The sequence below is a fragment of the Moraxella nasovis genome, from assembly GCF_022701215.1.
Lineage (GTDB): Bacteria > Pseudomonadota > Gammaproteobacteria > Pseudomonadales > Moraxellaceae > Moraxella > Moraxella nasovis.
On sequence record NZ_CP089976.1, the window covers coordinates 1,902,331 to 1,929,251 of the forward strand.

The 26,921-nt window shown below is 42.5% G+C and carries 16 protein-coding genes; 8 read left to right on the plus strand and 8 right to left on the minus strand.

Going from position 1 to position 26,921, the window contains the following annotated elements:
* Positions 1-265: 265 nt before the first annotated feature.
* On the minus strand, positions 266-1,585 hold the full coding sequence (locus tag LU293_RS09245; protein ID WP_242747519.1) for an FAD-dependent oxidoreductase: 1,320 nt from the start codon (positions 1,583-1,585) through the stop codon (positions 266-268).
* Positions 1,586-1,883: 298 nt separating this feature from the next.
* Here LU293_RS09245 and leuA point away from each other — a divergent pair, with 298 nt between their 5' ends.
* Positions 1,884-3,590 carry a 2-isopropylmalate synthase gene (gene leuA / locus LU293_RS09250; RefSeq protein ID WP_242747521.1) on the plus strand — a complete coding sequence of 569 codons (1,707 nt, stop codon included), beginning with the start codon at positions 1,884-1,886 and terminating at the stop codon, positions 3,588-3,590.
* Between the two features lie 60 nt (positions 3,591-3,650).
* On the opposite strand, the gene LU293_RS09255 is transcribed toward leuA, so the two are convergent.
* Together LU293_RS09255 and LU293_RS09260 are read right to left on the minus strand one after the other, a co-directional pair.
* The gene (locus LU293_RS09255; protein ID WP_242747523.1) at positions 3,651-4,103 is read right to left on the minus strand and encodes a threonine/serine exporter family protein; all 453 of its coding nucleotides are present in this window, start codon (positions 4,101-4,103) and stop codon (positions 3,651-3,653) included.
* Between the two features lie 9 nt (positions 4,104-4,112).
* Positions 4,113-4,934 carry a threonine/serine exporter family protein gene (locus LU293_RS09260; RefSeq protein WP_242747525.1) on the minus strand — a complete coding sequence of 274 codons (822 nt, stop codon included), beginning with the start codon at positions 4,932-4,934 and terminating at the stop codon, positions 4,113-4,115.
* A gap of 202 nt (positions 4,935-5,136) precedes the next feature.
* On the opposite strand from LU293_RS09260, the gene LU293_RS09265 reads away from it, so the two are divergent.
* From LU293_RS09265 to LU293_RS09275, 3 genes are all read left to right on the plus strand, one after another.
* A complete protein-coding gene (locus LU293_RS09265) occupies positions 5,137-6,069 on the plus strand; it encodes a branched-chain amino acid transaminase (protein WP_242747527.1) in 933 nt (310 codons plus the stop codon).
* 345 nt (positions 6,070-6,414) lie between these two features.
* Positions 6,415-7,656 carry an O-succinylhomoserine sulfhydrylase gene (locus tag LU293_RS09270; RefSeq protein ID WP_242747529.1) on the plus strand — a complete coding sequence of 414 codons (1,242 nt, stop codon included), beginning with the start codon at positions 6,415-6,417 and terminating at the stop codon, positions 7,654-7,656.
* 164 nt (positions 7,657-7,820) lie between these two features.
* On the plus strand, positions 7,821-8,495 hold the full coding sequence (locus LU293_RS09275) for a tetratricopeptide repeat protein (RefSeq protein WP_242747531.1): 675 nt from the start codon (positions 7,821-7,823) through the stop codon (positions 8,493-8,495).
* A gap of 65 nt (positions 8,496-8,560) precedes the next feature.
* Here the strand turns inward: LU293_RS09275 and LU293_RS09280 are convergent, their stop codons facing one another.
* Positions 8,561-9,163, minus strand: coding sequence for a fumarylacetoacetate hydrolase family protein (locus LU293_RS09280; RefSeq protein ID WP_242747533.1), 603 nt, complete (start codon positions 9,161-9,163; stop codon positions 8,561-8,563).
* Between the two features lie 160 nt (positions 9,164-9,323).
* Here LU293_RS09280 and nrdB point away from each other — a divergent pair, with 160 nt between their 5' ends.
* Complete coding sequence (gene nrdB, locus LU293_RS09285) at positions 9,324-10,454, plus strand: class Ia ribonucleoside-diphosphate reductase subunit beta (RefSeq protein ID WP_242747535.1); 1,131 nt, start codon at positions 9,324-9,326, stop codon at positions 10,452-10,454.
* Between the two features lie 13 nt (positions 10,455-10,467).
* Positions 10,468-10,740, plus strand: a complete 273-nt coding sequence (locus tag LU293_RS09290) for a 2Fe-2S iron-sulfur cluster-binding protein (protein ID WP_242747537.1) — start codon at positions 10,468-10,470, stop codon at positions 10,738-10,740.
* 80 nt (positions 10,741-10,820) lie between these two features.
* Here the strand turns inward: LU293_RS09290 and LU293_RS09295 are convergent, their stop codons facing one another.
* The 4 genes from LU293_RS09295 to dnaE form a co-directional block, all read right to left on the minus strand.
* Positions 10,821-12,197, minus strand: coding sequence for an ABC1 kinase family protein (locus tag LU293_RS09295; RefSeq protein ID WP_242747539.1), 1,377 nt, complete (start codon positions 12,195-12,197; stop codon positions 10,821-10,823).
* Between the two features lie 71 nt (positions 12,198-12,268).
* Complete coding sequence (gene purD / locus LU293_RS09300; protein WP_242747541.1) at positions 12,269-13,549, minus strand: phosphoribosylamine--glycine ligase; 1,281 nt, start codon at positions 13,547-13,549, stop codon at positions 12,269-12,271.
* Between the two features lie 98 nt (positions 13,550-13,647).
* Positions 13,648-14,409, minus strand: a complete 762-nt coding sequence (locus tag LU293_RS09305) for an RNA methyltransferase (RefSeq protein WP_242747543.1) — start codon at positions 14,407-14,409, stop codon at positions 13,648-13,650.
* A gap of 18 nt (positions 14,410-14,427) precedes the next feature.
* Positions 14,428-18,132, minus strand: a complete 3,705-nt coding sequence (dnaE, locus tag LU293_RS09310; protein WP_242747545.1) for a DNA polymerase III subunit alpha — start codon at positions 18,130-18,132, stop codon at positions 14,428-14,430.
* 703 nt (positions 18,133-18,835) lie between these two features.
* Here dnaE and LU293_RS09315 point away from each other — a divergent pair.
* Together LU293_RS09315 and LU293_RS09320 are read left to right on the plus strand one after the other, a co-directional pair.
* Positions 18,836-22,903, plus strand: a complete 4,068-nt coding sequence (locus LU293_RS09315; protein WP_242747547.1) for an exodeoxyribonuclease V subunit gamma — start codon at positions 18,836-18,838, stop codon at positions 22,901-22,903.
* A gap of 100 nt (positions 22,904-23,003) precedes the next feature.
* The gene (locus LU293_RS09320; RefSeq protein ID WP_242747549.1) at positions 23,004-26,915 is read left to right on the plus strand and encodes a UvrD-helicase domain-containing protein; all 3,912 of its coding nucleotides are present in this window, start codon (positions 23,004-23,006) and stop codon (positions 26,913-26,915) included.
* Positions 26,916-26,921 lie beyond the last annotated feature (6 nt).

Sequence of the window (26,921 nt, forward strand, 5' to 3'; positions counted from 1 at the left end):
CACAAGTCATTTGTTCAACTTGTAAATCCATTATACAGTTTGCCATGCTCATGTCAAAGGGCTTAAGGTGTGATTGTGAATGCTTTTTGTTCACTTTTTGTATAGCTGTGTATTTATTTGTAAATAAAATGTATAAATTTTAAAAATCAGATAATATTGAGTAATAAAAAGTATACAATTAAATTGAAAAACTTAAATAATATTCAAAAAAGCTTGCCTTAAATTTATGGTTTAAGGCAAGCTTTAGCAGTAGTGACAGCTTAGACTAAAATTGCTCAAATAGCTGATTTAACGCTTCGCTTATGGTGGGGTGCGTGAAAATTTGATTTTTAAAATAATCTGCCTTAATACCGTGATCCATCGCAAGTTTAAATAGATTGATGATTTCATGGCTTTGGGCACAAAATAGCGTTACGCCTAAAATCTCTCGAGTATCAGCATCAATTACTGCTTTTAGAATGCCTTTTTCTTGTTTTAAGATTTTGGCTTTGACGATACTGCTTGCAGGCAGGCTTGCTACCAGATAGTTTTTACCACTTTCTTTGGCTTGCTTTTCGCTCATGCCGATGTGCGACAGCGGTGGTGTAACAAAGACGCTGGTTGGGAAGATGCTACGATCTGCGGTTGAGCGGGTGCCATCACCAAAAAGATGATTGGCGACAATGCGATAATCGTCAAGCGATATATAAGTAAACTGTGGACTACCTGCGACATCGCCCAATGCCCAAATATGATCACTGGCTTTAAGCGTATCATCACAGCTGATATAGCCCCTATCTGTCAGGGTAACGCTGGTATTTTCTAGCTGCAAATCTTTTGTGTTCGGACGTCTGCCGACAGCTAATAGCACTGCATCAGCATTAAATGTACCATTATTGGTAATAACTTCGGTATATTCTTCGTGCTCAATAAAACGTTGTAAATCAGTGCTTAAAAGCAGCTTTATTCCTTGCTCTTGCAGTAGCTCAAGCATTACATCACGCACATCATCATCGTTATTCATAAGAATATTGGGCGCATTTTCAATAATCGTAACTTTACTGCCAAATTGGCGATACATAAAAGCAAACTCAAGTGCGATAAATCCACCGCCAATAATCACTAAGTGATCTGGTGCATGTTCACGTTTATCGCTTAGATAAAGTAGTGATGTGCTGTCGTGAACGTGTTTACTATCTATCCCTTCAATAGGCAGTGTGCTTGGCGTTGCACCTGTATTAATAAAGATTCGCTCGGCGGTGATGGTATCGCCATTAGAAAGCTTTACGGTGTTATCATCTATAAAGCTTGCTGAAGCGGTGATGACCTGAACGTAAGAAAGCTCATCTAGCTTTTGGTAATTGGCTTGACGCAGTTTATCAATAAGTATGTTCTTTTCTTTCATGGCATCAGAAAAGCCCGAACGATAGCCAGCATAGATGAGTTTTTTTGAAGGAATACAGCCAATGTTAATGCAGGTACCGCCATACATTTTTGGCGATTTCTCAACAACGATGGTTTCTTCGCCATGCTTGTCAAAAAGAGCGGCTAGAGTTTTACCTGCTTTACCAAAGCCGATAATAAGATTTTTTGTTTTAATAGTCATATGATATCCTTAGGATACTTGCGGGTGTAAAGCGATTGTCACACGGTTTGCTGTGAGATGTTAAATAGTGTACCAAAAATTTAGGCATTTAGGCAAATATCTTGTTTATGAGCATGGGCATTAAAAAATTGCTTATGCTTTTGTTCATATACTTTTGTATCATTACATATTGTAATGATACAACCAACAAACTTTAATTAAAAAAGTGGTATGTTTTGTGTCTTTTTTTGTTAAGATATGAAAGATAGACCTAGCTGATCTTAATTAAGTATAAACCAAGTATAAACATGGAGTGAATATGCCGCATATTAAACCACAAAATCCAAAATTTAATCATACTAAGTACCGGCCATTTGCTTTTGCTCCTAATCTATCAGATCGCACTTGGTGTGATAAACGCATACAAAAAGCACCGATTTGGGCAAGCGTTGATTTGCGTGATGGTAATCAGGCGTTGATTGATCCGATGAATATTGAGCAAAAATTAGCGTTTTTTAAATTACTGGTAGAAGTGGGCTTTAAGGAGATTGAGATTGGCTTTCCTTCTGCTTCACAAGTGGAATTTGACTTCACCAGGCGATTGATAGAAGAAGGTTTAGTGCCTAATGATGTCACGTTACAAGTCTTAGTGCAGGCTCGTGAGCATCTAATTGAGCGAACCTTTGAGAGCTTGGTCGGGGTTAAGCGTGCTATCGTGCATGTTTATAACAGCACCTCTAAAGTGCAACGTGAAAAAGTATATCAGCTTGACCGTCAAGGCATTAAAGACATCGCCATCAATGGTGCTACTTTATTAAAAGACATTGCCAAAAAGTACCCAGATACGGAGTGGGTTTTTGAGTATTCACCAGAAAGCTTTAGTCAAACTGAGACCGATTATGCAGTAGAAGTGTGCCAAGCGGTATGCGACGTATGGGAACCTCACAATGGTCAAAAAGTTATCTTAAATCTACCTGCGACCGTTGAAGCAAGTACGCCTAATCTGTACGCTGATCAAATTGAGTATTTTTGCCGTCATTTGCCTAGCCGAAAAGATGTCATCATCAGTCTACATACGCATAATGATCGTGGCTGTGGCGTGGCAGCAGCTGAGCTTGGCGTGATGGCAGGTGCAGACCGTGTTGAAGGAACCTTGCTTGGAAATGGTGAGCGTACAGGTAACATGGATATTTTGGTGATGGCAATGAATCTGTACACGCAAGGCGTCGATCCTGAGCTTGATTTTTCTCAAGTCAGTAAGATTGTCCAAGTGGTCAGCGAGTGTAATAATCTGCCTGTACATCCTCGCCATCCTTATGTCGGTGAGCTTGTGTTTACAGCCTTTAGCGGCTCGCACCAAGATGCTATCAAAAAATCACTAGACTTTAATGAAAAGCACCGTGATACAGACCATCATTGGGATGTGGCTTATTTGCCAATTGATCCTATGCATATTGGGCGTGGTTACCAAGATGTGGTACGAATTAACAGCCAATCTGGTAAGGGCGGTGCAGCATACATTTTACAACGTCACTATGGATTTGATTTGCCACGCTGGACACAAATTGACTTTGCAAAAGTGGTTCAAAACGAAGCTGAAACGCTTGCTCGTGAGTTAAAAACACAGGAGCTGCTGGATATATTTACCAGAACATATCTTGAGCAAAACACCTTTATATTAAGTGATTATAACATCGCTAATAAAGGTAGCTTGGTCACTTTCCAAGGGCAAATTGCAACGCCAACAGAAGTTTTAGAAGTGATCGGTTCTGGTAATGGTGCGTTGTCTGCATTTATTGATGGATTGGTAAAATCAATAGGTAGGCAGATTCATGTAACCAACTATGCTGAGCATGCCATTAACAAAGCGACCGCAGACAGCGACAATCAAACCAACAGCAGTGCGGTAGCTTATATCCAGCTTGCCATTGATGGCAAGATTTATTCTGGTATCGGCACATGTCACAGTACAGTGTCTGCCATGCTAAAAGGTACGCTGTCTGCCCTATCGCAAGGCTTTAAATAACCGACAAACAAAAACCCCTGACAAGTTTAGGGGTTTTTTGTAAAAGGAAAGTTGCCATAATTAGACAATTGGCTTTTTGCGATAAAATAAAATACCGGGGATGGATAAACCAAGCACTAAAGCACTGATAACGAAAATTGCACTAAAAAAGTGACTCATCATCACAACAAACAGTTCCATGCTAAAGCCGAAGTAACCAATCTGCACCATACTAACCATAGCTTTATAGGCGGCAATGCCCGGCATTAAACAGATAATGCTAGGCACAATTAGTGCCTTTGGTGGTAGTTTGAATTTTTGGGCGAGATGTACGCCAAGAAAGCTTGCAAACATCGCACCAAAAAACGTCGCCACTGCTAAATGCACACCAAAAGACATCATCAATGATTTGGCACCAAACCCTAATGCTGTCATAACTAGGCAGTGGGGGATATACCGACTTGGTAAGGTGAACATTAAGCACCAACCTAGGGTGATGATGCATGAGAGTAAAATATCAGAAAGTAGCCACATGGTTATCCACTATGTTAGACCCCAGTGGGGAATGCGTAATAAAATTAAGGCAAAAACAATGCCGACACATGCTGATAACGTGAGCATGGTAGCAAACATCCAACGACCGACGCCCATATTGATATAGCCTTTTAAAATATCAGACAGGGCGTTAATAATAGGAAAGCCTGGCACAAGCAAAAGAACGCTTGCTGCTACGGCAATGTCAGCATTTTGACCTAATCTTAAAAAGTATGCCGATGCTCCAAGCAAGGTTGCGATAAAAGCGGTGATGATAACCACAACAAAAGGGTTAAAATGGTGAGTGGATAGATAAATACGAGTACGCATGGCACAAAACCCTGCCAGCAGTGTGATGGCTGCAACCACAAGACTGCCACCGTTTAAGTATGCAAAGCTTGCACAAGACAGCCCTACAGCTAATGCAGTTAGGGTGGTTGGGTAGCTTGTCTTTTGGATGGCGTCAAACTTCGCTTCAATCACACTCACTAGGTGATCACGGTCTATGGCAGACTCAGCAAACAGTACGATTTGTTGAATCTGAACTAGGATGCTAACGTTAATACCTTGATGGACGGTGTTTCTGGCGGTGGTGATACACCTGCCATCGTAAAGTGTGGTAAGTGTTACGGCATTAAATGATAAGGCACACTCAACCCCGCTTACACCAAGAGCAATGCCAAGCCGTCTGGTAAGATCAACCACCACCGCCGATTCGCCACCATATTGCATAAATAGCAAAGCAGAGCGTACACATAATCTGGTGATGCGTTGCTGCTGTTGTCGAGATAGGCGTGATGGTTTGGGTATATATATTTGTGGTGAAATCATAGGATAGATTTTAGCGTAATTTTATGGTTTTTTCATTAAAACTTGGCAATTTTTATTCTAAGCAAATTAGCGGTGACCTATAACCATAAATTTATCGCAAATAAAATTAAATTTATACGACTATCTGTCAAAAATTAGTTTTTATTGATGATGAACCGTGCTATAATTAATTTTAACATTCATAGCATATAAGGAAATTATCATGAGCCTTGCAACGACAGATGGTAAATTATGGCTAGATGGCAAGTTGATCAACCAGCCTGATGCCAAAATCCATGTACTTACCCACAGTTTGCATTATGGATTATCGGTGTTTGAAGGTGTGCGTGCTTACGAAACGCCAGACGGACGTACGGCGATTTTCCGTCTAGAAGAACACACCGAGCGACTGTTAAATTCTGCAAAAATTTTCCAATTAAAAGTACCTTATGACCACAAAACGCTTGCCCAAGCCCAAAAAGACGTGGTGCGTGAAAATGGCTTGGCGAGTGCTTATATTCGTCCGCTGATCTGGGTAGGCTCTGAAAAATTGGGCATCGCTGCCAAAGATAATACCATTCATGCAGCGATTGCAGCATGGCATTGGGGTGCTTATCTTGGCGAAGATGGCATCAAAAATGGTATCCGTGCCAAGACATCAAGCTATACCCACCATCATCCAAACGTCACCATGTGTAAGGCAAAAGCCGCCGCTAACTACCCTGTGTCCATCCTATCTAACCAAGAGGCGACCCGTTCAGGTTACGATGAAGCCATATTGATGGACCCACAAGGCTATGTTTGCCAAGGTTCAGGCGAAAACTTGTTCTTGGTGAAAAATGGTGAACTGCATACGCCAGATTTAGCAGGCGGGGCGTTAGATGGTATTACACGTCGTACTATTATTGAGTTTGCCCATGACTTAGGCATTAAAGTTATCGAACGCCGTATTACTCGTGATGAGTTTTATTTGGCCGATGAAATCTTTATGACAGGAACAGCAGCAGAAGTTACACCAATCCGTGAATATGATGATCGCACCATTGGTAACGGTGGGCGTGGTGAAATCACCGAAAAATTACAAAGCTTATATTTTGATGTCGTGCAAGGTCGTAACGACAAATATAAGCATTGGCTATCTTTTGTAGACGAATAATAACTAAGTGATAACAAAATCCCCCAACATTTGGGGGATTTTGATTTTAAGCCATTTTGATTTTAGGCTATGATAATCTATAAATGAAAAATGACGTTTGGGATGTCACAGCCGTAATTTACCAAGCTAATAAGCTGCTAAAAGGACGTACTTTAAGTATCGTATATTTTAAACGCTGTATTTATCCTTGTTAAGTAAGGCGATACTTATGATTATAAAGTTTTTGAGATGTACTATCATTATTACTGATGAAGCGATTGATGACGGTAATGCCTAAAATTAAAGCGAAAAATAGTGCTAAAATATGCTAAGATAAGCAACATTTAAACTATCTTGGAAAATAATATGACAATTTTAGATCCAAATTGGCAATCTGATGCACTTGATCCTACGCTTGGGGTTTTTGAGCAGACTTTGGCAGTGCGTGGTGGATATCATCGCACAGATGAGGGTGAGCACGGCGAAGCGATTTTTACCACCAGTTCCTACGTCTACCAAAGTGCTAAAGATGCCGCTGATCATTTTAATGGCAATAAAAAGGGTAATGTTTATAGTAGGCACACCAATCCAACTGTACGAGCGTTTGAGAGACGTTTGGCATTATTAGAAAATGGCGAACGATGTGTCGCTACCGCAAGTGGTATGGGGGCGATTTTAACTATGTGCTTAGCTTATCTAAAAGCAGGTGATCACATGCTTTGTGCTAAGCAGTTGTTTGGCTCATCGGTGGCTTTATTTGATACATATTTTAAGTCGTTAGGGGTAGAGATTGACTATGTAGACTGCTTTGATAATGCCGCTTGGGAGCGTGCGATTAAGCCAAATACTAAGGTTTTATATTGTGAAAGCCCATCAAACCCTTTGGCACAAATCGCTGATCTTAAGTTTTTAGCAACCCTTGCTCATCATCATGATGCACTGTTCATCGTGGATAATTGCTTTGCCACACCAGCCCTCCAAAAACCGCTAGATTTAGGGGCAGATGTGGTGATTCATTCGGCAAGTAAATACATTGATGGACAAGGGCGTGTGCTTGGTGGGGCTTTGGTTGGTCGTGATGATCTGATGGAGAAGGCTTTCACAGTTGTACGCACAGGTGGCATTAGTCTATCGCCTTTTAATGCATGGGTGCTATTAAAGGGGCTTGAGACCTTATCTATCCGCATGAAAGCACACTGTGAGAATGCCAATAAAGTTGCTCAATTTCTACAAAGCCACCCTAAAGTGAGACAGGTGCATTTTTCGGGTTTGCCAGCACACCCATCGCATGATGTCGCTAAACGCCAACATACTGCCCTAAAAGACGTAAATGGCGGGGCGTTCGGTGCGATTATTGGCTTTGAGGTGGCAAGTCAAGAGGAGGCGTGGCACGTCATTGATAGCACCCGTGTGATTTCTATTACCAATAACTTGGGCGATGCCAAAAGTACCATCACGCATCCTGCAACAACAACGCATTTTCGTATGACTGCTGAGGCACGAGCTGAGGCTGGTGTAAAAGACGGCTTGATCCGACTATCGGTAGGGCTTGAGGATGTGAATGATATTATTGATGATCTAAAACGTGGGCTTGATAATTTAAATTGATAAAAAAATTGCCAATCAGCAAGGTGGCTTTATACTTAAAATGACAGCCAATATGCCAACTTTACTGATATTGTCATCTTCAAGATGATCGGCGTTATTTAGTGTATGCTGTGATTTTTAATCAAGCGTGCATCCACATAAAGCTGACAAGCGATAATACTGCTATGAGTTTACTTTCTAATTTTTTTAAAACGACGCCTAAGAACGATTCTATTGCTAATATCATCAAAAAAGAACAATCCGATACGCAAGCAGATTTATCACATGCTCAAGCAATCTACGATAAGGCAACCCAATGTTACGATCAGGGGGATTATGATACAGCGGCAACGTTACTGCTGGAGGCAGCGACATCAGGCTTTGCAGATGCTTGGTGCAGTCTTGCAGTCATGCATTGCCAAGGTCAAGGTGTTCGCCAAGATTTTGAAAAGGGGCGAGAGCTTTTTATAAAGGCGGCAGATTCTGGTAGTGCTAAGGCTTGTCATAATCTTGGCGTTATGCACTATCACGGCTTTGGGATAAAGCCTGACTTAGAGCAAGCATTTAATTGGTATCAAAGGGCTGCCGAACTCAAGCACGCTGAAGCCATCTATAACCTTGGGGTAATGAGCGAACGAGGCGAGGGTGTGTCACCAAATACATCAAAAGCTGTGGCATATTTTGAAGAAGCGGCAAGCCTTGGCTTTATGAAAGCATACTATTCGCTTGGTATGTGCTATCTTGATGGCAAGGGTGTCAAGGCTAGTAAAGAGCGGGCGATAGAATACTTTGAGATTGCGTGTAATCAGGGTGATGCTGAGGCGTGTGAAATGCTTGCAGATTTGAAGTTTTATGGATAGATATAAAATGGGCTATGTTTGCCCATTTTATCATGATAATTTAGTAAAAATTTTTTGTGGTTAAATTAGTGACCAACAGACTGTACCACCGATACTTGGTATCTATCATCATCTAATTTAATCTCAAGCTTGTCACCGTGTACCAGTTTGCCTACGCCTTTTGGGGTGCCTGTCATGATGATGTCGCCTTTTTTTAATCCATAAATGCCATCTAAGTATTGTATAACCTCACGGAATGAATACATCATTTTATCTGTGGTGTCATGCTGTCTTATTTCGCCATTGACACTTAAAAATAATTCGTACACGCCTTCTTTAAAAGGCTTAAAAGTGCCAAGCCAGCACGCATTTTTAAAACCCTTGGCTTTGGTCCAAGGTAGCCCCTTTTGCTTGGCGATGCTTTGCACGTCACGAGCAGTTAAGTCAAGCCCAACTGTTACGCCTGTGATGGTAGTATTATCGCCTATAAGCAGCACCAATTCGGTCTCGTGGTGTACGTCATTAGAGTAGTCTGGCAGAGTAATGGTATCGCCTGTCACGATGCTAGCGTTTGGCTTTAAGAATACAAGTGGCTCATCAGGTATGGCATTTCCTAGCTCGTGAATGTGCTCAACATAACTGCGACCAATGCAGTAGATGGTGTTAATCATAGGTAGGGTACTTGACATAGTTATCCTTTTATTGGGCAGTGTTTTGTGACATTTTAGCGTGTATCGGGTGATAAATCTATCAATTTAATCAATTTATGCTAGATGTGATAAATCCATCAATTTATGCTAAAATAGCGATCAAATTTCACTAAATCATCTTAAAAAATCGAGAAAAAACATGAGCTATTCAATCTTTTGCCAAACAAAAAATGACGCCCTAAAAGAACCGATGTTTTTTGGTCAGCCTGTGAACGTCTCACGCTACGATCAGCAAAAGCATCCTATTTTTGAGCAACTGATTGAAAAACAGCTGTCGTTCTTTTGGCGTCCAGAAGAGATTGATGTTAGTCGTGATCGCATTGACTTTGCGGATCTTTCTGATCATGAGCAGCACATTTTCTTATCCAATCTCAAATATCAGACCTTGCTTGATAGTATTCAAGGGCGTAGTCCGAACGTGGTATTACTACCGATCGTATCCATTCCAGAGCTTGAAACGTGGATTGAAACTTGGAGCTTTAGCGAGACCATCCATTCACGCAGTTACACCCATATTATTCGTAATGTTGTTAGCGATCCAAGTAAGATTTTTGATGATATCATTGAAAATGAATACATTTTAGAGCGTGCCTATGACATTGCTAAATATTATGATGAGCTGCATATTTGTGCTCAATTATACGACCTGCATGGAGCTGGGGAGTATGATGTCTGTGGAAAAAAAATGCCCGTCAATCTTAAAGAGCTAAAGAAAAAGCTGTATCTGTGCTTAATGGCGGTTAATGTGCTTGAGGCGATTCGTTTTTATGTATCGTTTGCTTGTTCATTTGCTTTTGCTGAACGAAAAGTCATGGAAGGTAATGCCAAAATCATTAAGATGATCGCACGTGATGAGGCATTGCATTTAAATGGCACGCAGCACATGATTAACCTGATGAGAACAGGGCGTGATGATCCACAGATGGTGCAGATTGCCGCCGAATGCCAAGATGAGGCGATTGAGATTTTTAGAAGTGCTGCTGAGCAAGAAAAAACCTGGGCGGCATACTTATTTAAAGATGGCTCAATGATTGGGCTAAACCGTGATATTTTATGCCAATATGTGGAATTTATCACCAATACTCGCATGGCAGCGGTGGGATTGCCTACCATCTTCGCCACAAAATCTAACCCGATACCATGGATTAATACTTGGCTATCATCGGATAATGTGCAAGTTGCTCCACAGGAAACAGAAATTACCACTTATCTGGTTGGTCAAATCAACTCAGACTTAGATGATTCTGACTTAGATGGCTTTGAGCTATAGTCAGTGATTGATGATGGGCTGGGTTTTTACAGATGAAATGCGGTTTTATTTGCACGATGGCGAGTCATTGCTAGATGGTATGATTCGCACCGAGCATAAGCAGGTGAATTTTGAGTGTCGCCAAGGCTACTGCGGATCGTGCCGTATGCGAGTGCTGTCATGTACGGACGCCTTGACATTCACACAGACGCCTATTGCAATCTTAGCAGATGATGAGATATTGGCGTGCTGCTGTAGAACGGCAGGCACGATTAAAGTAACCTACCGCAATTTTGATAACAAATGATTAAAGCGTATTGAAATTTTATGGCGTTTTAACATACAATCCTAAGACAATCATCATTTTGTCATCATACTGCCACGAAGCTAAGACAAAATATGCTCTTTATCTTTATTTTGTAAATACGGTAAAACCAGCTCAGTAGCATCAGTGCGAGCGTCTAAAGCAACAAGTAAAGCGTATGCTCCGATAAACTTACGGCTAATAAACATCATCTCTTTGGGTGGTAGACTAAATTCCAGCGACTGCATACCGTTTTTTGCAGTTTTCATGACACGACTATATAAGTTACTGTTTGCCCAGATGTACTGTCCATTTTCATCAAGATATGCATCGTCCACTGCCGATGGCTTGGCAAATGGCTCGCACGCTGTTAAAAACACATCTGCCATGTCTGATTGCGGCTTACCTGTTAGTTCATCAAAGAAATCGTAACCTGTCATAGCCTTTACCATCATGGCTTTATCTTGATGAAAGCCTGCTGTGATGAGACGCTTTGCGATATTAAGCAGCTTATCATCAAAGTGTTTTACCGCCCCAAAATCTAGCAAAATTAAGCGATCTATGCTATTTTCTGTGCGTACTAAGTAATTACCAAAGTTTGGGTCAGTCTGCATTTCTCCCCATTCAAATATCTCACGCAAGACAATATCAATAGCAGCTTGACCTAAAGCGTTTTTACGCTCAGTAGGTAAAGTAGTAAGGGTAGGATGATTTAAAGGAATGCCAGACTCATAACTCATACAGATAAGTTTATCTGTTGAATAATTATCATAAATGGTGGGTACGATATAGCGTGAATCGTCTGCCAGATATTTGGCAAATCGCTTGGTGGTATTGGCTTCTGTGCGATAATCTACTTCGGTGTGTAGCAGCTGACCAATCTCATTAAACCAGTCATCTAGAGCTTGGGTTTGTGGCACAGCGTTAGTGATTTTGAGTAATTGCTTAAAAATTGATAAGTCAGAATCAATGGCATCTGCCACGCCAGGGTATTGCACTTTTAGGACAACTTCACGGCCTGTATGTAGATGGTAAGCCTTATGTACCTGTGCCAGACTTGCTGTACCGATGGGTGTGCGTTCAATCTCAAAGTCATGAATACGTTCGCCAAGCTGTGTCTTTAACACCTGATAAATGGTATGCCATGACAGTGGTGCAGTCTGAGCGTCTAATGTATGCAAAGCATTTACCACTTGGGGTGGCAGCATGCTATCGCCATATAAAGCCAGCATTTGCCCAACTTTCACCACTGATCCTTTGAGCTTGCCAAGTTCGCTGACCAAATAATCTGCCTGTTCTTGAAGCAGGGCGTGCTTTTGAGCTTGTTTAGCTTCTTTGGATAAAAACAGTCCCGTTACGCCGCTTTTTGCCCAATTTTTACCAATATTTAGTGAAGTTTTAGCGATGGTTAGTCGACGAGATAAGGCGGTGGTTTTGATGTCATTTAGTGGTTTTGTCATGGCGGTATTGGATTATTGGTTTTAGATGCCCAAAAAGGGCGGTGACACCCTTTTGGGAAAAACGTAGGTGATTAACGTTCAATCGCACGCCAGCCAATATCACGGCGGTATTGCATGCCATTGAAATTGATGGTGTTTAGTGTTTCTAGGGCAGTGGTTTGGGCGTTTTTGATGGTGTCTGCTAGTGCAGTAACGCATAATACTCTCCCGCCTGCAGTTACGATATTCTCACCATCTGCTTTCGTGCCTGCGTGAAATACTTTAATATCAGAGTTAGTGTCGTTGGTGTTTGGTAACCCTGTGATAACATCGCCACTGCTTGAGCTGTCTGGATAACCACGACTTGCCAGCACGATTCCTAAGGCAACTTTTTGACTCCAATTGGCAGACTCTGGCAAATTGCCATCAAGTCCTGCTTGCACCAAATCCACTAACGATGATTGTAGACGCATCATGATAGGCTGAGTTTCAGGGTCGCCAAATCGGCAGTTAAACTCAATGACATAAGGGTCGTTCTTATCATCAATCATCAAGCCTGCGTATAAAAAGCCTGTATAAGGCGTGCCATTATCCGCCATGGCATCAACAACGGGACGAATAATGCGTTCAATAACTTTAGTGTGTACATCAAAGGTAACAACAGGTGCTGGTGAGTATGCTCCCATGCCGCCTGTATTTGACCCTGTATCCCCTTCAAAAATACGCTTATGGTCTTGGCTTGTTGCCATAGGCAAGATATTTTTGCCAACAATCATGCAGATAAATGACGCCTCTTCGCCTTGTAAGAATTCTTCGATAACCACACGGCTACCTGCATCGCCAAATTTATTACCCTCTAGCATATCATCAATGGCATCAAACGCCTGTGCCTCAGTCATCGCCACCACAACACCTTTACCTGCTGCCAATCCATCTGCCTTAATAACAATCGGCGTGCCTTTTTCAGTAACAAAAGCCTTGGCGGCAGCAACATCGGTAAAGACATCATAAAAGGCGGTAGGAATGCCATGCTCTTTCATAAATGCTTTAGCAAAAGCCTTTGAGCCTTCAAGCTGGGCACAGTACTGGGTTGGCCCCCAGATTTTAATACCAGCTTGACTTAGGTCATCAACTACACCTGCAACAAGCGGTGCTTCAGGTCCAACGATAACAAAGGCAACCTGATTTTCTTGGCAAAAGTCAATCAGTGCTTGATGGTTATTTACGTCAATATCGACGTTTTTAAGCTTGGCTTCTTGTGCTGTGCCTGCATTTCCTTTGGCGACAAAGACAGTATCTACCTTGTCATCTTTGGCACATGCCCACGCCAAAGCATGCTCACGACCACCTGTACCTAATATTAAAATATTCATAAACTGTCCTAGTCTATCAAGCTAAAATTTAAGCTATTTTAGCAAATTTTTAGAAAATGGGCAAAGCCAATCTATCGCCATCAGCTTGCCAGTTACTCTTATTTAGCGATGGTTTTGCTAAGTTTTGCTAAGATTGCCCTTAGCATCGTATATTCTTTTTGGTCAAGCTGTAAGCGGCTTGATAGTCGTGATAAGCGTTTTGGTAAATCCTTTAAATCATCATCGGCAAGATTTAATGCTTGCATCATCTGAATAAAGCTTGATTCTAAGGCTTGCTTTTGGTTATAAGTGATGGCAGGAGTATCCCAATCAACACGGTGTGTGATGGTAAGAGCGTGGACGGGGTCTTTGATGACGTCTGTAAAATGTGCGTATAACGCACTTGCAATGACTTGCACACTGCTTGCGACATTTAGCACAGGATAGGCAGGATTAGCTGGTATCTGAATATGATAATCTGCTAAGGCAAGCTCGTCATTTGTCAGACCACGGTCTTCACGCCCAAAGAGTATGGCAATCTTGGCATTGCTGTTTTTTGACAGAAAATTGTGCATTAAGACAGCAGACTGATTTGGCGTTACCACAGGGCGTGGCAAGTGACGACTGCGGCTGCTACAAGCAAAAATAAGTGATGCATCTTGTACTGCTGTGGGTAAATCTTTTGTGATTTGTGCAGATTGTAAAATGCTAACCCCGCCTGCAGCATTGGCAATACTGCTGTCGTCAATGGGAAGTTTTGGGTTTACGACTGTTAGGAGCGATAAGCCCATGGTGTGCATGGCACGAGCTGCTGATCCGATGTTAGCGGGTAATGTTGTACCCACCATAACGATGTGAATGTTGGCTAGAAAATCGGTCATAATAGGGCTTTTTTTTGGTTAGTGTAATACCACATGCTGGCTTGATAAAATGTTTCGAAGTTGCTTAATATTCTCATCACTTGGAAACAGACGAAAGCGTTCATTAACTGCCAACTGAGAGATGCTGCAGTCATCATACAGATATAAAAAAATAGGCAAGCAAGCATCGCCCTTATTTAATTCTTCTAAGTCATCTTGTTCGCTCTGTCCAATGACAGATAAATTGGGTGCAGCATTTTCTTTAAGTAAAGAGATAACGTGATCAATCTGATTAATGTTACAGCTATCAACCTTGATACTCACGCCTGATAAGTGCTTTAGTCTGGCCTGTAATAGGCTGTCGGCGTGCTGGAGTCTGCTAAATAGCCTACCTTCAAATTCACGAACGCTAACTTTAGCGATGATGATTGTACCGTTAAGTCCGCTGATTTTCTCCCAGTCTTGTTTGGGGATTTTGGGTAACTCTTTTGCGTTTGGGATATTGTTTTCAAGTACAGGTTTTAGTCTCGTGTATTTATCCGTATAACAACTAATCTCCATACGGCAGCTGCCATCATCTAAGGTAATGGCGATTCGATTACCAAAATTAGCGACATCGACGACCACGCCTGCCACTTTGGCATATTTATTATGACCTGTATCATCTAATTCGGCGAGCGATTTGACCGAAGTGTATCGTTTTAGTTCTTCTTTATACTCATTAATGGGGTGTCCTGTTAAGTATAGCCCAAGCGAATCTTTTTCGCCTTTGAGTCGTGTTTGATCGCCCCAGTAGACTTTTGGTAAAGGCGGGGCTACCTTTAGATCGTCATCAATATCGTCAAATAAATCAAATGTACCTGAGTTTTTGTTGTGGCGATTTTGTTCGGCAGCTTTCATGGCACTAGGCAACTGCTCCCACAAGCCGCCACGAATCTGATAGCTGTAATCGTGCGTATCGGTGATAAGATTTGGAGCTAAAGTCTCTGCCATTACATCAAAGCAGCCGCCACAAATCAAGGCTTCTAAAGCACGCTTGCCGACTTTTTTGGTATCGGCACGATTACAAAAATCATAAAGATCGTGGAATCTGCCATCTTTTCTAGCATGAACGATGCTTTCTACTGCGTCTTTACCCACGCCTTTCACTGCACCAAGCCCAAAAATAATGGTTTTGCTGTCTTTGACGATAAAACGCCACTGACTGTGGTTAATGCTTGGTGGAACAACTGTTAGACCAAAATTATCAGTGCAGTCGCCAATCAGACCGACAATAGCATCGGTGTCGTCCATCTCAGATGTTAAGACTGCTGCCATAAATTCAGCAGGGTAGTAATATTTTAGGTAAGCTGTCTGATAGGCAAGTACGCCATAGGCTGCTGAATGCGACTTATTAAAGCCGTAGCCTGCAAATTTTTCTACCAAGTCAAAAATCTGACCTGCAAGTCTGCTGTCATTTCCTTGCCGTGCTGCCCCTTCTTCAAAGATGGCACGCTGCTTTGCCATCTCTTCTGGTTTTTTCTTACCCATAGCACGTCTTAGCATATCTGCACCGCCTAAGGTATAGCCTGCCAGCACCTGAGCGATTTGCATGACTTGTTCTTGATAGACGATGACGCCATAGGTTGATTTTAAGGAAGGCTCAAGATCAGCGTGCTGGTAGTCAGGGTGTGGGTAGGCGACTTCTTGGATGCCGTGTTTACGGTCAATGAAGTCAGACACCATGCCAGATTCTAACGGTCCTGGTCGATATAAGGCACACATCGCAATGACGTCTTCAATATTAGTAGGTTTTAGCTGTTTTAGGTACTTTTTCATTCCCATGCTTTCAAGCTGGAATACAGCAGTGGTATTACCTGTCTGAAGAACTGATTGGTAAACATCAGCATCATCTAAAGGTAAAGTGTCAAGATCGATAGGCTCTTCGCCTTTTTTGGCACGTGTTTCGTTAATGTTGTCAATCGCAGCTTGAATGACCGTTAAGTTACGCAAGCCCAAAAAGTCAAACTTGACAAGCCCCACCGCTTCCACATCGTCTTTATCAAACTGACTGACAGGGTGTCCTTCATCATCGCAATACACAGGGCTAAAATCGCTGATGCGATTTGGGGCGATGAGTACACCCCCTGCGTGCTTACCGACGTTACGAATGATGCCTTCTAATTTTTCTGCCATGTCCCAAATCTCTTTGGCGGCGGCATGGTCTGGGTGTGTAGAATCATCATTGAGCAGTTCTTGAAGTTGAACTTCTTCATTTAGGGCGTCAGCAAGTGAGATGCCGGGGGTTTTTGGAATGAGTTTTAACATTCTATTTGCCAAATCCGACTTCTTTTGAACTCGTGCCACATCTCGCACCACCGCACGAGCTGCCATTGTGCCGAAGGTGATAATCTGGGATACTGCTTGGCGTCCATAGGTGCGTGCTACATAATCAATCACTCGATCTCGCCCTTCGATACAAAAGTCGATGTCAAAGTCTGGCATGGATACACGCTCTGGGTTTAAGAAGCGTTCAAACAGTAAATCATAGCGTAACGGATCAAGGTCTGTGATGTTTAAGGCGTATGCCACAAGAGAGCCAGCACCAGAACCACGACCAGGACCGACAGGCACGCCGTTATTTTTCGCCCAGCGGATAAAGTCCATAACGATTAAAAAGTAACCTGGAAACCCCATGCCGATGATGATGTTTAATTCGTATTCAAGTCGCTCATCATAGGGCTTACGAATATCTGCCCAGTCATCTGTACGCTCAGCAACAGGGTACAGCTTATCTAAGCGACGGTTTAGACCATCGGCAGATACTTTTCTAAAAAAACTCTCAACCGTCTCGCCTTTAGGAATGGGGAAATCTGGCAGCACATTAATGCCAAGCGTTAAGGTTACATTGCAGCGTGAGGCAAGCAAGCTTGTGTTTTTGATGATTTGGGGTAGGTCATCAAATAGCTTTGCCATCTCATCTTGGGATTTAAAATACTGCAATGGGCTATAAAGGCGTGGGCGATTTGGGTCATTTAAAATACGCCTGCTTGCAATGCAGACACGAGCTTCATGAGCATCAAAGTCGCTACTGTCATCTACTTCTTTACCTGCGCCTGATGCATCTGGTACGGGGTTGATAAATCTGACATCATTATGAGCAACAGCTGCAATACCAAGCTGATTGGCAAGTTTGATGGCTTGGGCGTTAAAGTAGTTATCACTGTCTTTGGTGCGTTTAATGCCTAGATACAATCGATCGCCAAAAACTTGTTGCCACGCCTGCAATGTGGGAATTGCCTGTTCTGGATGGTTACTGTTCAAGGATTTTTCAATCTCTGATCTATCGGTTAAAATGGCGATAATGCCATCATTTCGACCAAAAAGAGCGTCTTTTGTGATGATAGGGGTGTAGACTGCGGTGGCTTTATCATGCAGGGGGCGTTCGGTATAAGCATCTGAGATGAGTCTTAGTAGGTTTTTATAGCCATCATTATTCATGGCGTATAAAATAACGGTATGCCCAGCTTCTTCGGCGTCTTGGGTGATGGCATCGCCAATGGTTGCTTCTAGTCCCAGTATGGGCTTTATGCCTTTTTTTATGCAGGCTTTATAGAACTTTACTGACGCAAACATATTATTATAGTCTGCAAGCCCAATGGCAGTTTGTCCATCTTTGGCTGCTGACTCGACCAGATCTTCAATGCGGACGATTGAGTCCACGATGGCGTATTCGCTACGCACGCCAAGATGAGTGAATACCATAATACCCCAAATGTGTTTAATGCGATAAATAGGTGATTATAGCATTGTTTTTCTTGTCAAATAAAGTTTTATATGATGGGTGTGGTAGATTGTAAGATAAATGCTGGGCGTTTAACGGCTTTGGTCAACACCATGTGGGTGGCTTATGATAGCCTAGACCCATTGGCGGTTATCGCACTGACTTAGGCTTTGCTTATTTGCAAACAGGCGATAAAGATAAATCTATTGATGACTTTTTACTCATTGACCCAATCCGATGAGTGATGATGAACTTAAAGCTAGAAAATGAGCTAAACAATGAATCAGTAAATGGAGCGATGATAGTGATATTTAATCGTATCAAGTAAGTGATTGACAGATTAAAGTATGCCTTATAAGATGCTATCTTAATTACTAGTTATCCAATGGGTGGCTAAATGCTTGTATTATTAGCTTTTTTTTGGTTTTTGTTATTGCATCATTACTTTTAATGCCAATAATTATCACCGCCAACTATGATGATTAAGGTGGTATATGTCTTTATTGATGGGTTTTTTGCAATTTGGATTGCTGAATATAAACGACTTAGTGAACTTTACGAGTTAAAAAAAAAGATGAATTGAAAAATTAAAATAAAACTTAACCGCCAATTGGGCGGTTTTTTATGGGTGCATACATTACAAATAGAATTTTGGTATAATCATTTTATTTTAGGCGAGCGTTCATGTTTCATATTATCCAGTCGAACGATACCGATGTTTTGGTGGAGCAGCTACTGACATTTTATCAAGCTAAGGCAGACTGTGCTGATATTGCCGAGCAGATTTTTTCTACCTTTACAGTTATCACGCCATCTAAGGTGCTTGGGGATTGGCTATCAAAAGCCATCGCAACAAAAGCAGGGATTAGCACACTGTTTACGTCGCAGTTTTGGGGGCAGTATCAGTGGCGACTGATTGATGATGTCTTAAGCGTAGAAAGTGGTCAAAAAGACGCTTTGGCAGTACCTGAAGTGGCGGTATTATCAGCAGCGGTCATGCGATGGCGACTGCTTGGTTTTTTTGGTGTGATGACTGATAAGGAGTATCGGCTTATCTTAGAAGATGAGTCGCATGTATTACACCGTTTTTTGGGATTGCTTTATGATGAGGCGACTGACAGTGTGCCTGAATCTCGGCTGTGGCAGGCGTGTGATGAGCTTGCTCGGCTGTATGTGCGCTACCTTACCCAGCGACCCGAATGGCTTTTGGCGTGGGCAAATGACACCGCTTTACCTGTGAGCGTTGAAGATATGATTGCCCAAAAAGACCGCTTTAGTACAGATTTTGGGGGAGTAGAACGGACGCCAGAGTGGCTTGAGCTGCATTATGTGCAGTTAGAGCGGCTACTGCGATTTTTATGGCAAACTTTATTTGGCAACACATATCAGTATAGGCAGTTGCTTGAAGAGCGTTTTTGGGATATTTTAGAACAAAAGCGTGGCGATGATAGCCATAAGCAGGCGATGTCTACACTCCCAAAACAGCTGTATTTATTCACCGTGCAGCAGATTCCGCCTGTTGAACTGATATTTTTAAAACGGCTTTCGCTACATACAGATGTGTATTTATTTCATTTTAATCCATCTAAGATGTTTTGGGCAGATATTGTGGATAAGAACTGGCTGATGACGCAGCAGATTATTCGCCCAGAATCGGTCTATCTAAAGGATTATGCTCACGGACTATTATCTTCTTTGGGTAAGGAATCTCGTGAGACCTTTGCCATGCTGGCAGATATGTCAGGTGGGGCTTATTATTATGAGTCAGGGGCTTATGAACCTGCTGATAAACAACCACAACCTTTTGTGCAAAATTGGCAAGTACAATGGCAAGACGCATTTGTTACCAAATCCACAGGCGTTCATGACAGCTTATTAAGTCAGCTTAAGCAAGATATTTTAATGCTAGAAGAAGGCGGAACATCGAGTGTTATGACTAGACAGATGTTTGATGGCTTAAGCCAAAAATCCCGCCAAAAGTCGCCACTATCGCTAGATATTAACTTAGAAAATACCGATAATGCTCGTCTGCCTAGTCTGAGCATTCATGCGTGCCACAGCCTAAAGCGTCAGCTTGAGCTTGCACGCATCATCATCGCCCGCTACCTAAATGAACCAACTGATGGCACGACACGTAAGCTGTCTGATGTGGTGGTGTTATTGCCTGATGTAAGCTCTGCCCAAGACCTAATCGGAGCGGTATTTTGTGAGGGTAAGGGGGCGGACGGCTTATATCTACCTGCTAAAATTACAGGGGCAACAGATCGTGCCATTGATGATTTGATGAGTGCTATTGCAGGGTTTTACCGCTTGCTTGGGGCAAAAAATGCTCGCTTTCAGATAGATGAGTTTGCCGAATGGCTAATGATGCCTGCACTGCATGAAAGCTTTGGGCTTGATTTTGATGCAGCATATCGGGCGTGCGACTTATTAAAACAGGCAGGGTTTCGCCGTGGCTTTGACGCTATACATTTAAGCGACACATTAGATGGGCAAGATTTAGATTATCGCTATACGTTTAGTTATGCCCTAGACCGTATCGTGCTTGGGTTTTTAACGCCTGATAGTGGCGTAAGTGATGTGCTTTACCCATTTGATTGGCATACTGATGTACTTGCTGAACAATGCCTGCCTTTAGCTGGTATAACGTTAGAAGACTTGCCTATTGTGTCTGCATTAACCGAGATTCACCAAGCATTATCACGCCACCGCCATGACGCATCACGCATTGATCGGGTGCAAACTTGGCTAAATCGGATAGAAGCAGAGGTGATTAACCGCTATTTTTACCGACTAAAAGACACGCCAGAGCTAAGAGCGATTTTTGAGGCGAAAAACCAAATGATGGCAAGTTTGCGTGCCAATGCTAAGCATTTTCAGCCGCAGACTCAGTCATTCACAGATGTAGCTATGCCCACCCAGACGGCTGATGATATTCAGCTAAGCTTAGAATTTGTATTAGAAAATCTATCAGAGTCAGTCGGTATGCAAGCGGTGCGTGCCGAGCCATCTGGGGTGATTACATTTGCTCGATTTGGGGCGTTAAGAAGCATTCCGTTTGGGCTTGTTATTATGCTTGATATGAACTTATCATCATTCCCAAGACAAGATAAAAATGTACGGCTTGATCTTATGCGAGCAGGGCTTAAGCGGCGTGGCGATCGTTATCATGAAGATGATGATAATGGGGCGTTTTTAGATGCGATATTATGTGCAAAAGACGCTTGCTGTATTTTTTATCAAGGCATTGCAGCAGATGGTAAGACACGGCTACTGCCAGCATCTGCGGTGGGCGAGTTGATTGAGTTTTTAAAAAATGAAGGCGAGTGGCATGTGCCAACAACGCATGATACAGACATTAAGACTATTAAAAATCTCATGCCTGCTTTGGTGGAGCGGTATTTGATAACAGACCATACCGCAAGCGGCTTTGATTTAGCGTTATTTTATGAGCCTTGTACACCTGATGATACATCTGATGCCACGCTTGAGCAGATGTTAATTAAGCTTATTGACGACAGTAAAAAAGTGTGGCAACGCCATCTACCACCACCGCCCATATGGCAACAAGTGCGAGCCACAATAGACGATGAGGCAAATAGTGTGCCAGCTATGGGGGTGGTTAGCCTGCCAACTAAAGATGATGTTATGAACATCTGCCAAGCCTTGCAAAGCAACGCGTCAGGACTGGTAAGTCAAGTGGATACACTGCTTGATACGTATGAGATTACGCCGCCAGTTAGTCTAAGATTGCAAGATGTTTGGCAAGCCTTTAAGTCGTTTGCCAAAACTTACCTAAGGGGTAAGCTGCAAGTGTATCAAAGTGATGGTGAGATTGACGTCAGCGAGCCGTTATCATTAGATAATCTTGATAACTGGCGGTTAAATGATATGCTAACCAAAGCGGTATCTTTGGGTTGTTTTGATGGTGCATTAGAGCATAAGTTCACTGCCAAATCGCTATGGCAGTCACCCAAGCTGCCTAATGAGCTGTCATCATTATATTTTGGCAACTTATTGCCAGCAGGCGAGATGCGTACCGCTAAGCTTGATGATGCCTTAGCAGATCTTGGTAGTCGACTATCTGTCTTTAGTCAGCAAGTACATAACTTAGAAGCGTCATCTATTAGGCAGCAGTGCCAAGCAAAATTAGCGACAGATTATGCTTGGCTGATTACGCCGACAGATGATCAGCAAGTAGCGATACCGATAGGTAGTAGTCGTGTGCTGATGAGTGGCAATGTGCCTGCTACTGATGATGTCTGGCTGTCAATGATCAGCAGTTCTATGCGTGATGATCATAAGATGGGCTTTTGGTTGTCTCACCTGTATTGGCAAGTGGTGCGTCAGACCGACAAGGCAGATATTGACGCAATGCGTGGGCTAAGTGTGCGTCAGTTTCGTGAAAATGAAGTTATGATTTTGCCACCCATCCATCATCATCAAGCAATGCAATATCTACAAAATGCCATTATCATCGCTAAAATCGCTGAGAAAGTACCGCTGATTTTAACAAATCAAACAGGGCTGATAATCGCTAAGCACAGCCAAGATGAGAGCTTTTGTTATAGTGATAAGCTGTTTAGTGCATGGCTAAAACCAGAATCTCAGCAGCTTCCTTATGAGACGTGTAGCCAGCACCCCATCTGGCAAGCCATCTTAGGTCATCACAACCCATTAGCTGCCATACAACCGATGGAATGCCTTGCCGTACTACTGTATCAGCCCTTAGTGCGTCAACTTGAAGGATAAGTTACATTGATTTTATGTTAAAAGCGCTATTATTTTAAAAGCACTATAAGCTTAATACACTCTAAAGCCAACTTGCCAAAATAAAAAGTAAGCCCAAATCATGACAAATAACACATCACACCCCAACCAAAACGCCACAGGCACACCTGCCTTAGACTGCTCACTAACAGGTGGCTATCTTATCGAGGCGTCCGCTGGTACAGGTAAAACATGGACACTCACTGGTATCGTATTAAGACTGCTCATTGAGAAGCGTTATCGTCCCGAACAGATTATCGCTACAACCTTCACTAAAGATGCTGCCGCTGAAATGCAAGAGCGAATCTATGACAGAATCAGCAACTTTTATCGCTGTCTGTCGTGGCTAAAGACTCAGCAGAACGTTTACCCAGATTGGTTTGGTGGCGTAGATCAAAAAAACATCAATCAGGTGATGGCAGAGATTACCGCTTGGGCGAATGCCAGTATGATTGCAGGCTTTGATGATTTGGTTAATGCTCATTTGGTGGCGTACATCTTAACCGATGAGGACTTGACAGCTTTAGATCGCACGATTGCTTATACCAGATTATTACTTGCTAATCTTGATAAGCTGTTTGTGGGGACGTTTGACAGCCTTGCCCATAAGCTATTAAGAGAGTTCGCTGCTGAGATTGGACAGCATGGCACAACTACCATCATCCAAGATGTCAAGCCCATCATTAAGACCATGATTCATGATCGTCTAAGATACGAGCACAGTCGCCTAAAGCATCACTCACCAAATCTGTATCAGCTGATTGATAAGTCGGTATTTGGCAAGGTGGATACAGCATATGAGGCTGTAAAAATGACCATTCAATTTTTTGGTGTTCCGATAGATGAGGCAGAGTCTGTAGATGATGAGTATATCAAAGAGCTACAAGAGCAGCTGACCCACATTCAAACCCTTAGCATTGAGCCGTTTGGGTGCTTTGAAGAAGCTGATTATCGAAATAAAGTGGGTATTAACAAGAATATAGCACTTTCAAAAAATATACACCACTTACCCCAAGTGATGAATTTGGTGTGCCAACATGGCTTGAAATTTTATCAACTATTAACCAAAGAACAAAAAGAGTGGCTTGACAAAGCTCAAAGCGGCGTAATTAACGTGGATAAAGTTTTTAAAAAAGATCACGACAAAAAAGCCAAAGCTTTATTTAGTGAGCTTGCAAAAAATGTATTAACCCCTTTGGCAGATATGCATCAGCAGATTAGCAAGCTTACGATACTGTATCAGCAAGCATTGTATAAAACGCTTGCCATACATATCCAAAAGACCATAGGATCTGTCATGGAAAGCTCTGGCAAGACGTCGTTTTTTTTACAGATGAATCGGCTAAATACCGCCTTAAAACGCAGCCCAGATTTGGCTCGGCACATTTGCCATCAGTATCCTGTGGCACTCATCGATGAAGCCCAAGACGTGAACGAGGCTCAGATGTCTTTGGTTGAGAGCATTTACTTAAATGACTTACGCCATAAGGCAGACCTTGGTAAGACGCCAAAAGGATTTTTGTTGTTTGTTGGTGACCCAAAGCAGGCGATTTACCGCTTTCGAGGTGGTGATGTGATGAACTATAACGCCATTAAACAAAAGGGTAAGTATCAAGGTAAACGTCGCACCCCCATCATTAACCAAGAGCTGGCATTACTGACCAATCGTCGCTCAAACCAAAGGCTTATTCAGGTGCTTAATACTTGGTTTGAGAATAATAATCAGATTGGTACAAATAATCATGCCTATCTTGGCGATGGTATTTATTATCAGAACATCACTGCCCATAATCAAGATTGTCGCCTGTCATGGCATAATGCTGATGATAAGGCACAGGTGCCACCATTTTTGGGTAACTCGCCTGTAACCATGCTGACCATGTCAAATTCAGTTAATGAATACCAACAAACTGCCTTACATATCGATGCCCTGTTACGCAGTAAGCAGACGATTAATGATGGTGGCGTGCCACGAGCCATCTTACCCCGTGATATCGCTGTGCTTGCGACAACAAATCCAATTTTGCTAAAGGTTCAAGAGCAATTACAAAAGCTTGGTATTGCTAGTTTTACATCAAAAAGCCAAAGCATCTTTGATACTAAAGCCGCTATGCATTTGCACGCTTTATTGGTGGCGTGCATGGATGTTACTCATCGTGAGAAAATCGGTAGATTGCTGACATCTAGCTTGTTTAACTGGTCGCTTGATGAGGTGTTAGCACAATATGACGCCACTTTGCAAAATGGTCAATCAGATAGCCTGCTTTATTTGACCGCTTATCTAAGGCAAATCTATGATAGATGGCAAAAATACAGCATAGCAAATGCCCTAAATTATGCACTATCCACCAACCCCTTTGATAAGCGTGATGAGTCTGGGCTATGGACAAATATCGCAAGCCATGGCGAGCGTCATGTGGCAGATGTCTGGCAGTTGGTCGAAATCATCGGCTCGCAGCCACACATTAGCCCTGTACGACTTTTGGAGTGGTATGATGAACGCCTAAGTCATGACGAAGATAAAGAGTTTGAGCGAGCAGTACTGCCAAGCGATATTGGCGTAAATCTCATGACAGCTCATGGTTCTAAGGGGCTAGAGTTTCCCATCGTGTACGTCCTTGGGCTAAACAGCAGTGCAAAAAATCGCCAACAGTGGTTTTATCCATACAGTGATGACAAGCCAAGCCGACGGCTGTCGCCACGACCAGATAAAATAATGGAAGATGGTTTAATTGAAGTAGATTATTATAAGCGTCTAAATAAAGCTGAAGAGCTAGACGAGAGACGTCGCTTATCTTATGTGGCACTGACCCGAGCGTCTGAGCAGGTGTATATTGTCTTTGCACAGGCATCTAAAAATACCTCAAGCCCAACGCCGCTAATGTTATGGCTTGAGATGAAAGATAAGAACATCACCATACCTAGCAGACTTGATATTATGGATCGCATTGATATTAGTGAGCTGTCACAACCACAGACCGCTTATCACGATGATCAATGTAATCTTACGCCTATTAAGTATGTCAACTGGGACGTGGCGATGGCACATAAACGCTTCATTGCAGCGTATGATACAAGCTTTACTGCATTGGTGAGCCGTCTAGATGGGCGATACGAGCGTATGGCAGGCGTGCAAGATGACGAAAGCTATGTACCTATCAAGCATTTAGAGGATATTTCAGATAACCCCCAAGATGCAAGCTATCCACCCGATGACATTCGTATTCATCTGCCAAAAGGGGCGGTGATGGGTAGTTTTTTACATGAAATCTTACAAAAAATGCGACCAAGCGACCAAAGACACATCAGCCAAGCCATCGATGATACGGTACAACGCATGGGGCTATCTTATGACTTGCTTAGCCATCATGCTAAGGTTCGTCTAGGCTATACCAAGCAATCAGCTCCCATTGATAAGAACACCACGCACCGTAAACTTGTGCAGTGGCTACTTGATATAGCAACCACGCCTTTTCATTCAGGTATCTCATTGAGTGAGTTAAGTGATAAGCTGTGCGTTAAGGAAATGGGGTTTATGCTAGGGCTTGGTGATGACTTTAGCGTAGCAAAATTAAACGAAGTGTTTAAATGCTTTAGTGATAAGCCTATTCGCTTAAGTGATGATGATACTAATCCTTGGTATCGCCACCTAAGGGGGAGTATTGACTTGCTATATTCACATAATGGTAAATTTTATGTGGTGGATTATAAGTCAAACTTTTTAGGCGATAAGCCATCTTATTATACTTTTGATCAGCTAGAGATGGCGATGGAAAAGGCAGGCTATTGGCTACAAGCAGCGATTTACCAAGTGGCACTGCACCGCTTACTCAAGCTAAAAATCGCCGACTACTGTGGTAATGAAACTCAGTATCTTGGGGCGACAGAATACGTCTTTTTGCGTGGTGTAGAATGCACAGATGCCACGTTAGGGCGGATTACATGGCAAGTGCCTTTTGAGCTTGTTAAAAAACTTGATGAAATTTTTGAATAGGAAGTA

Bases quoted from the DNA above. Each gene is read 5' to 3' on its own strand.
- LU293_RS09245 (WP_242747519.1), bottom strand. From the start codon at position 1,585: ATGACTATTAAAACAAAAAATCTTATTATCGGCTTTGGTAAAGCAGGT.
- leuA (WP_242747521.1), top strand. From the start codon at position 1,884: ATGCCGCATATTAAACCACAAAATCCAAAATTTAATCATACTAAGTAC.
- LU293_RS09255 (WP_242747523.1), bottom strand. From the start codon at position 4,103: ATGTGGCTACTTTCTGATATTTTACTCTCATGCATCATCACCCTAGGT.
- LU293_RS09260 (WP_242747525.1), bottom strand. From the start codon at position 4,934: ATGATTTCACCACAAATATATATACCCAAACCATCACGCCTATCTCGA.
- LU293_RS09265 (WP_242747527.1), top strand. From the start codon at position 5,137: ATGAGCCTTGCAACGACAGATGGTAAATTATGGCTAGATGGCAAGTTG.
- LU293_RS09270 (WP_242747529.1), top strand. From the start codon at position 6,415: ATGACAATTTTAGATCCAAATTGGCAATCTGATGCACTTGATCCTACG.
- LU293_RS09275 (WP_242747531.1), top strand. From the start codon at position 7,821: ATGAGTTTACTTTCTAATTTTTTTAAAACGACGCCTAAGAACGATTCT.
- LU293_RS09280 (WP_242747533.1), bottom strand. From the start codon at position 9,163: ATGTCAAGTACCCTACCTATGATTAACACCATCTACTGCATTGGTCGC.
- nrdB (WP_242747535.1), top strand. From the start codon at position 9,324: ATGAGCTATTCAATCTTTTGCCAAACAAAAAATGACGCCCTAAAAGAA.
- LU293_RS09290 (WP_242747537.1), top strand. From the start codon at position 10,468: ATGGGCTGGGTTTTTACAGATGAAATGCGGTTTTATTTGCACGATGGC.
- LU293_RS09295 (WP_242747539.1), bottom strand. From the start codon at position 12,197: ATGACAAAACCACTAAATGACATCAAAACCACCGCCTTATCTCGTCGA.
- purD (WP_242747541.1), bottom strand. From the start codon at position 13,549: ATGAATATTTTAATATTAGGTACAGGTGGTCGTGAGCATGCTTTGGCG.
- LU293_RS09305 (WP_242747543.1), bottom strand. From the start codon at position 14,409: ATGACCGATTTTCTAGCCAACATTCACATCGTTATGGTGGGTACAACA.
- dnaE (WP_242747545.1), bottom strand. From the start codon at position 18,132: ATGGTATTCACTCATCTTGGCGTGCGTAGCGAATACGCCATCGTGGAC.
- LU293_RS09315 (WP_242747547.1), top strand. From the start codon at position 18,836: ATGTTTCATATTATCCAGTCGAACGATACCGATGTTTTGGTGGAGCAG.
- LU293_RS09320 (WP_242747549.1), top strand. From the start codon at position 23,004: ATGACAAATAACACATCACACCCCAACCAAAACGCCACAGGCACACCT.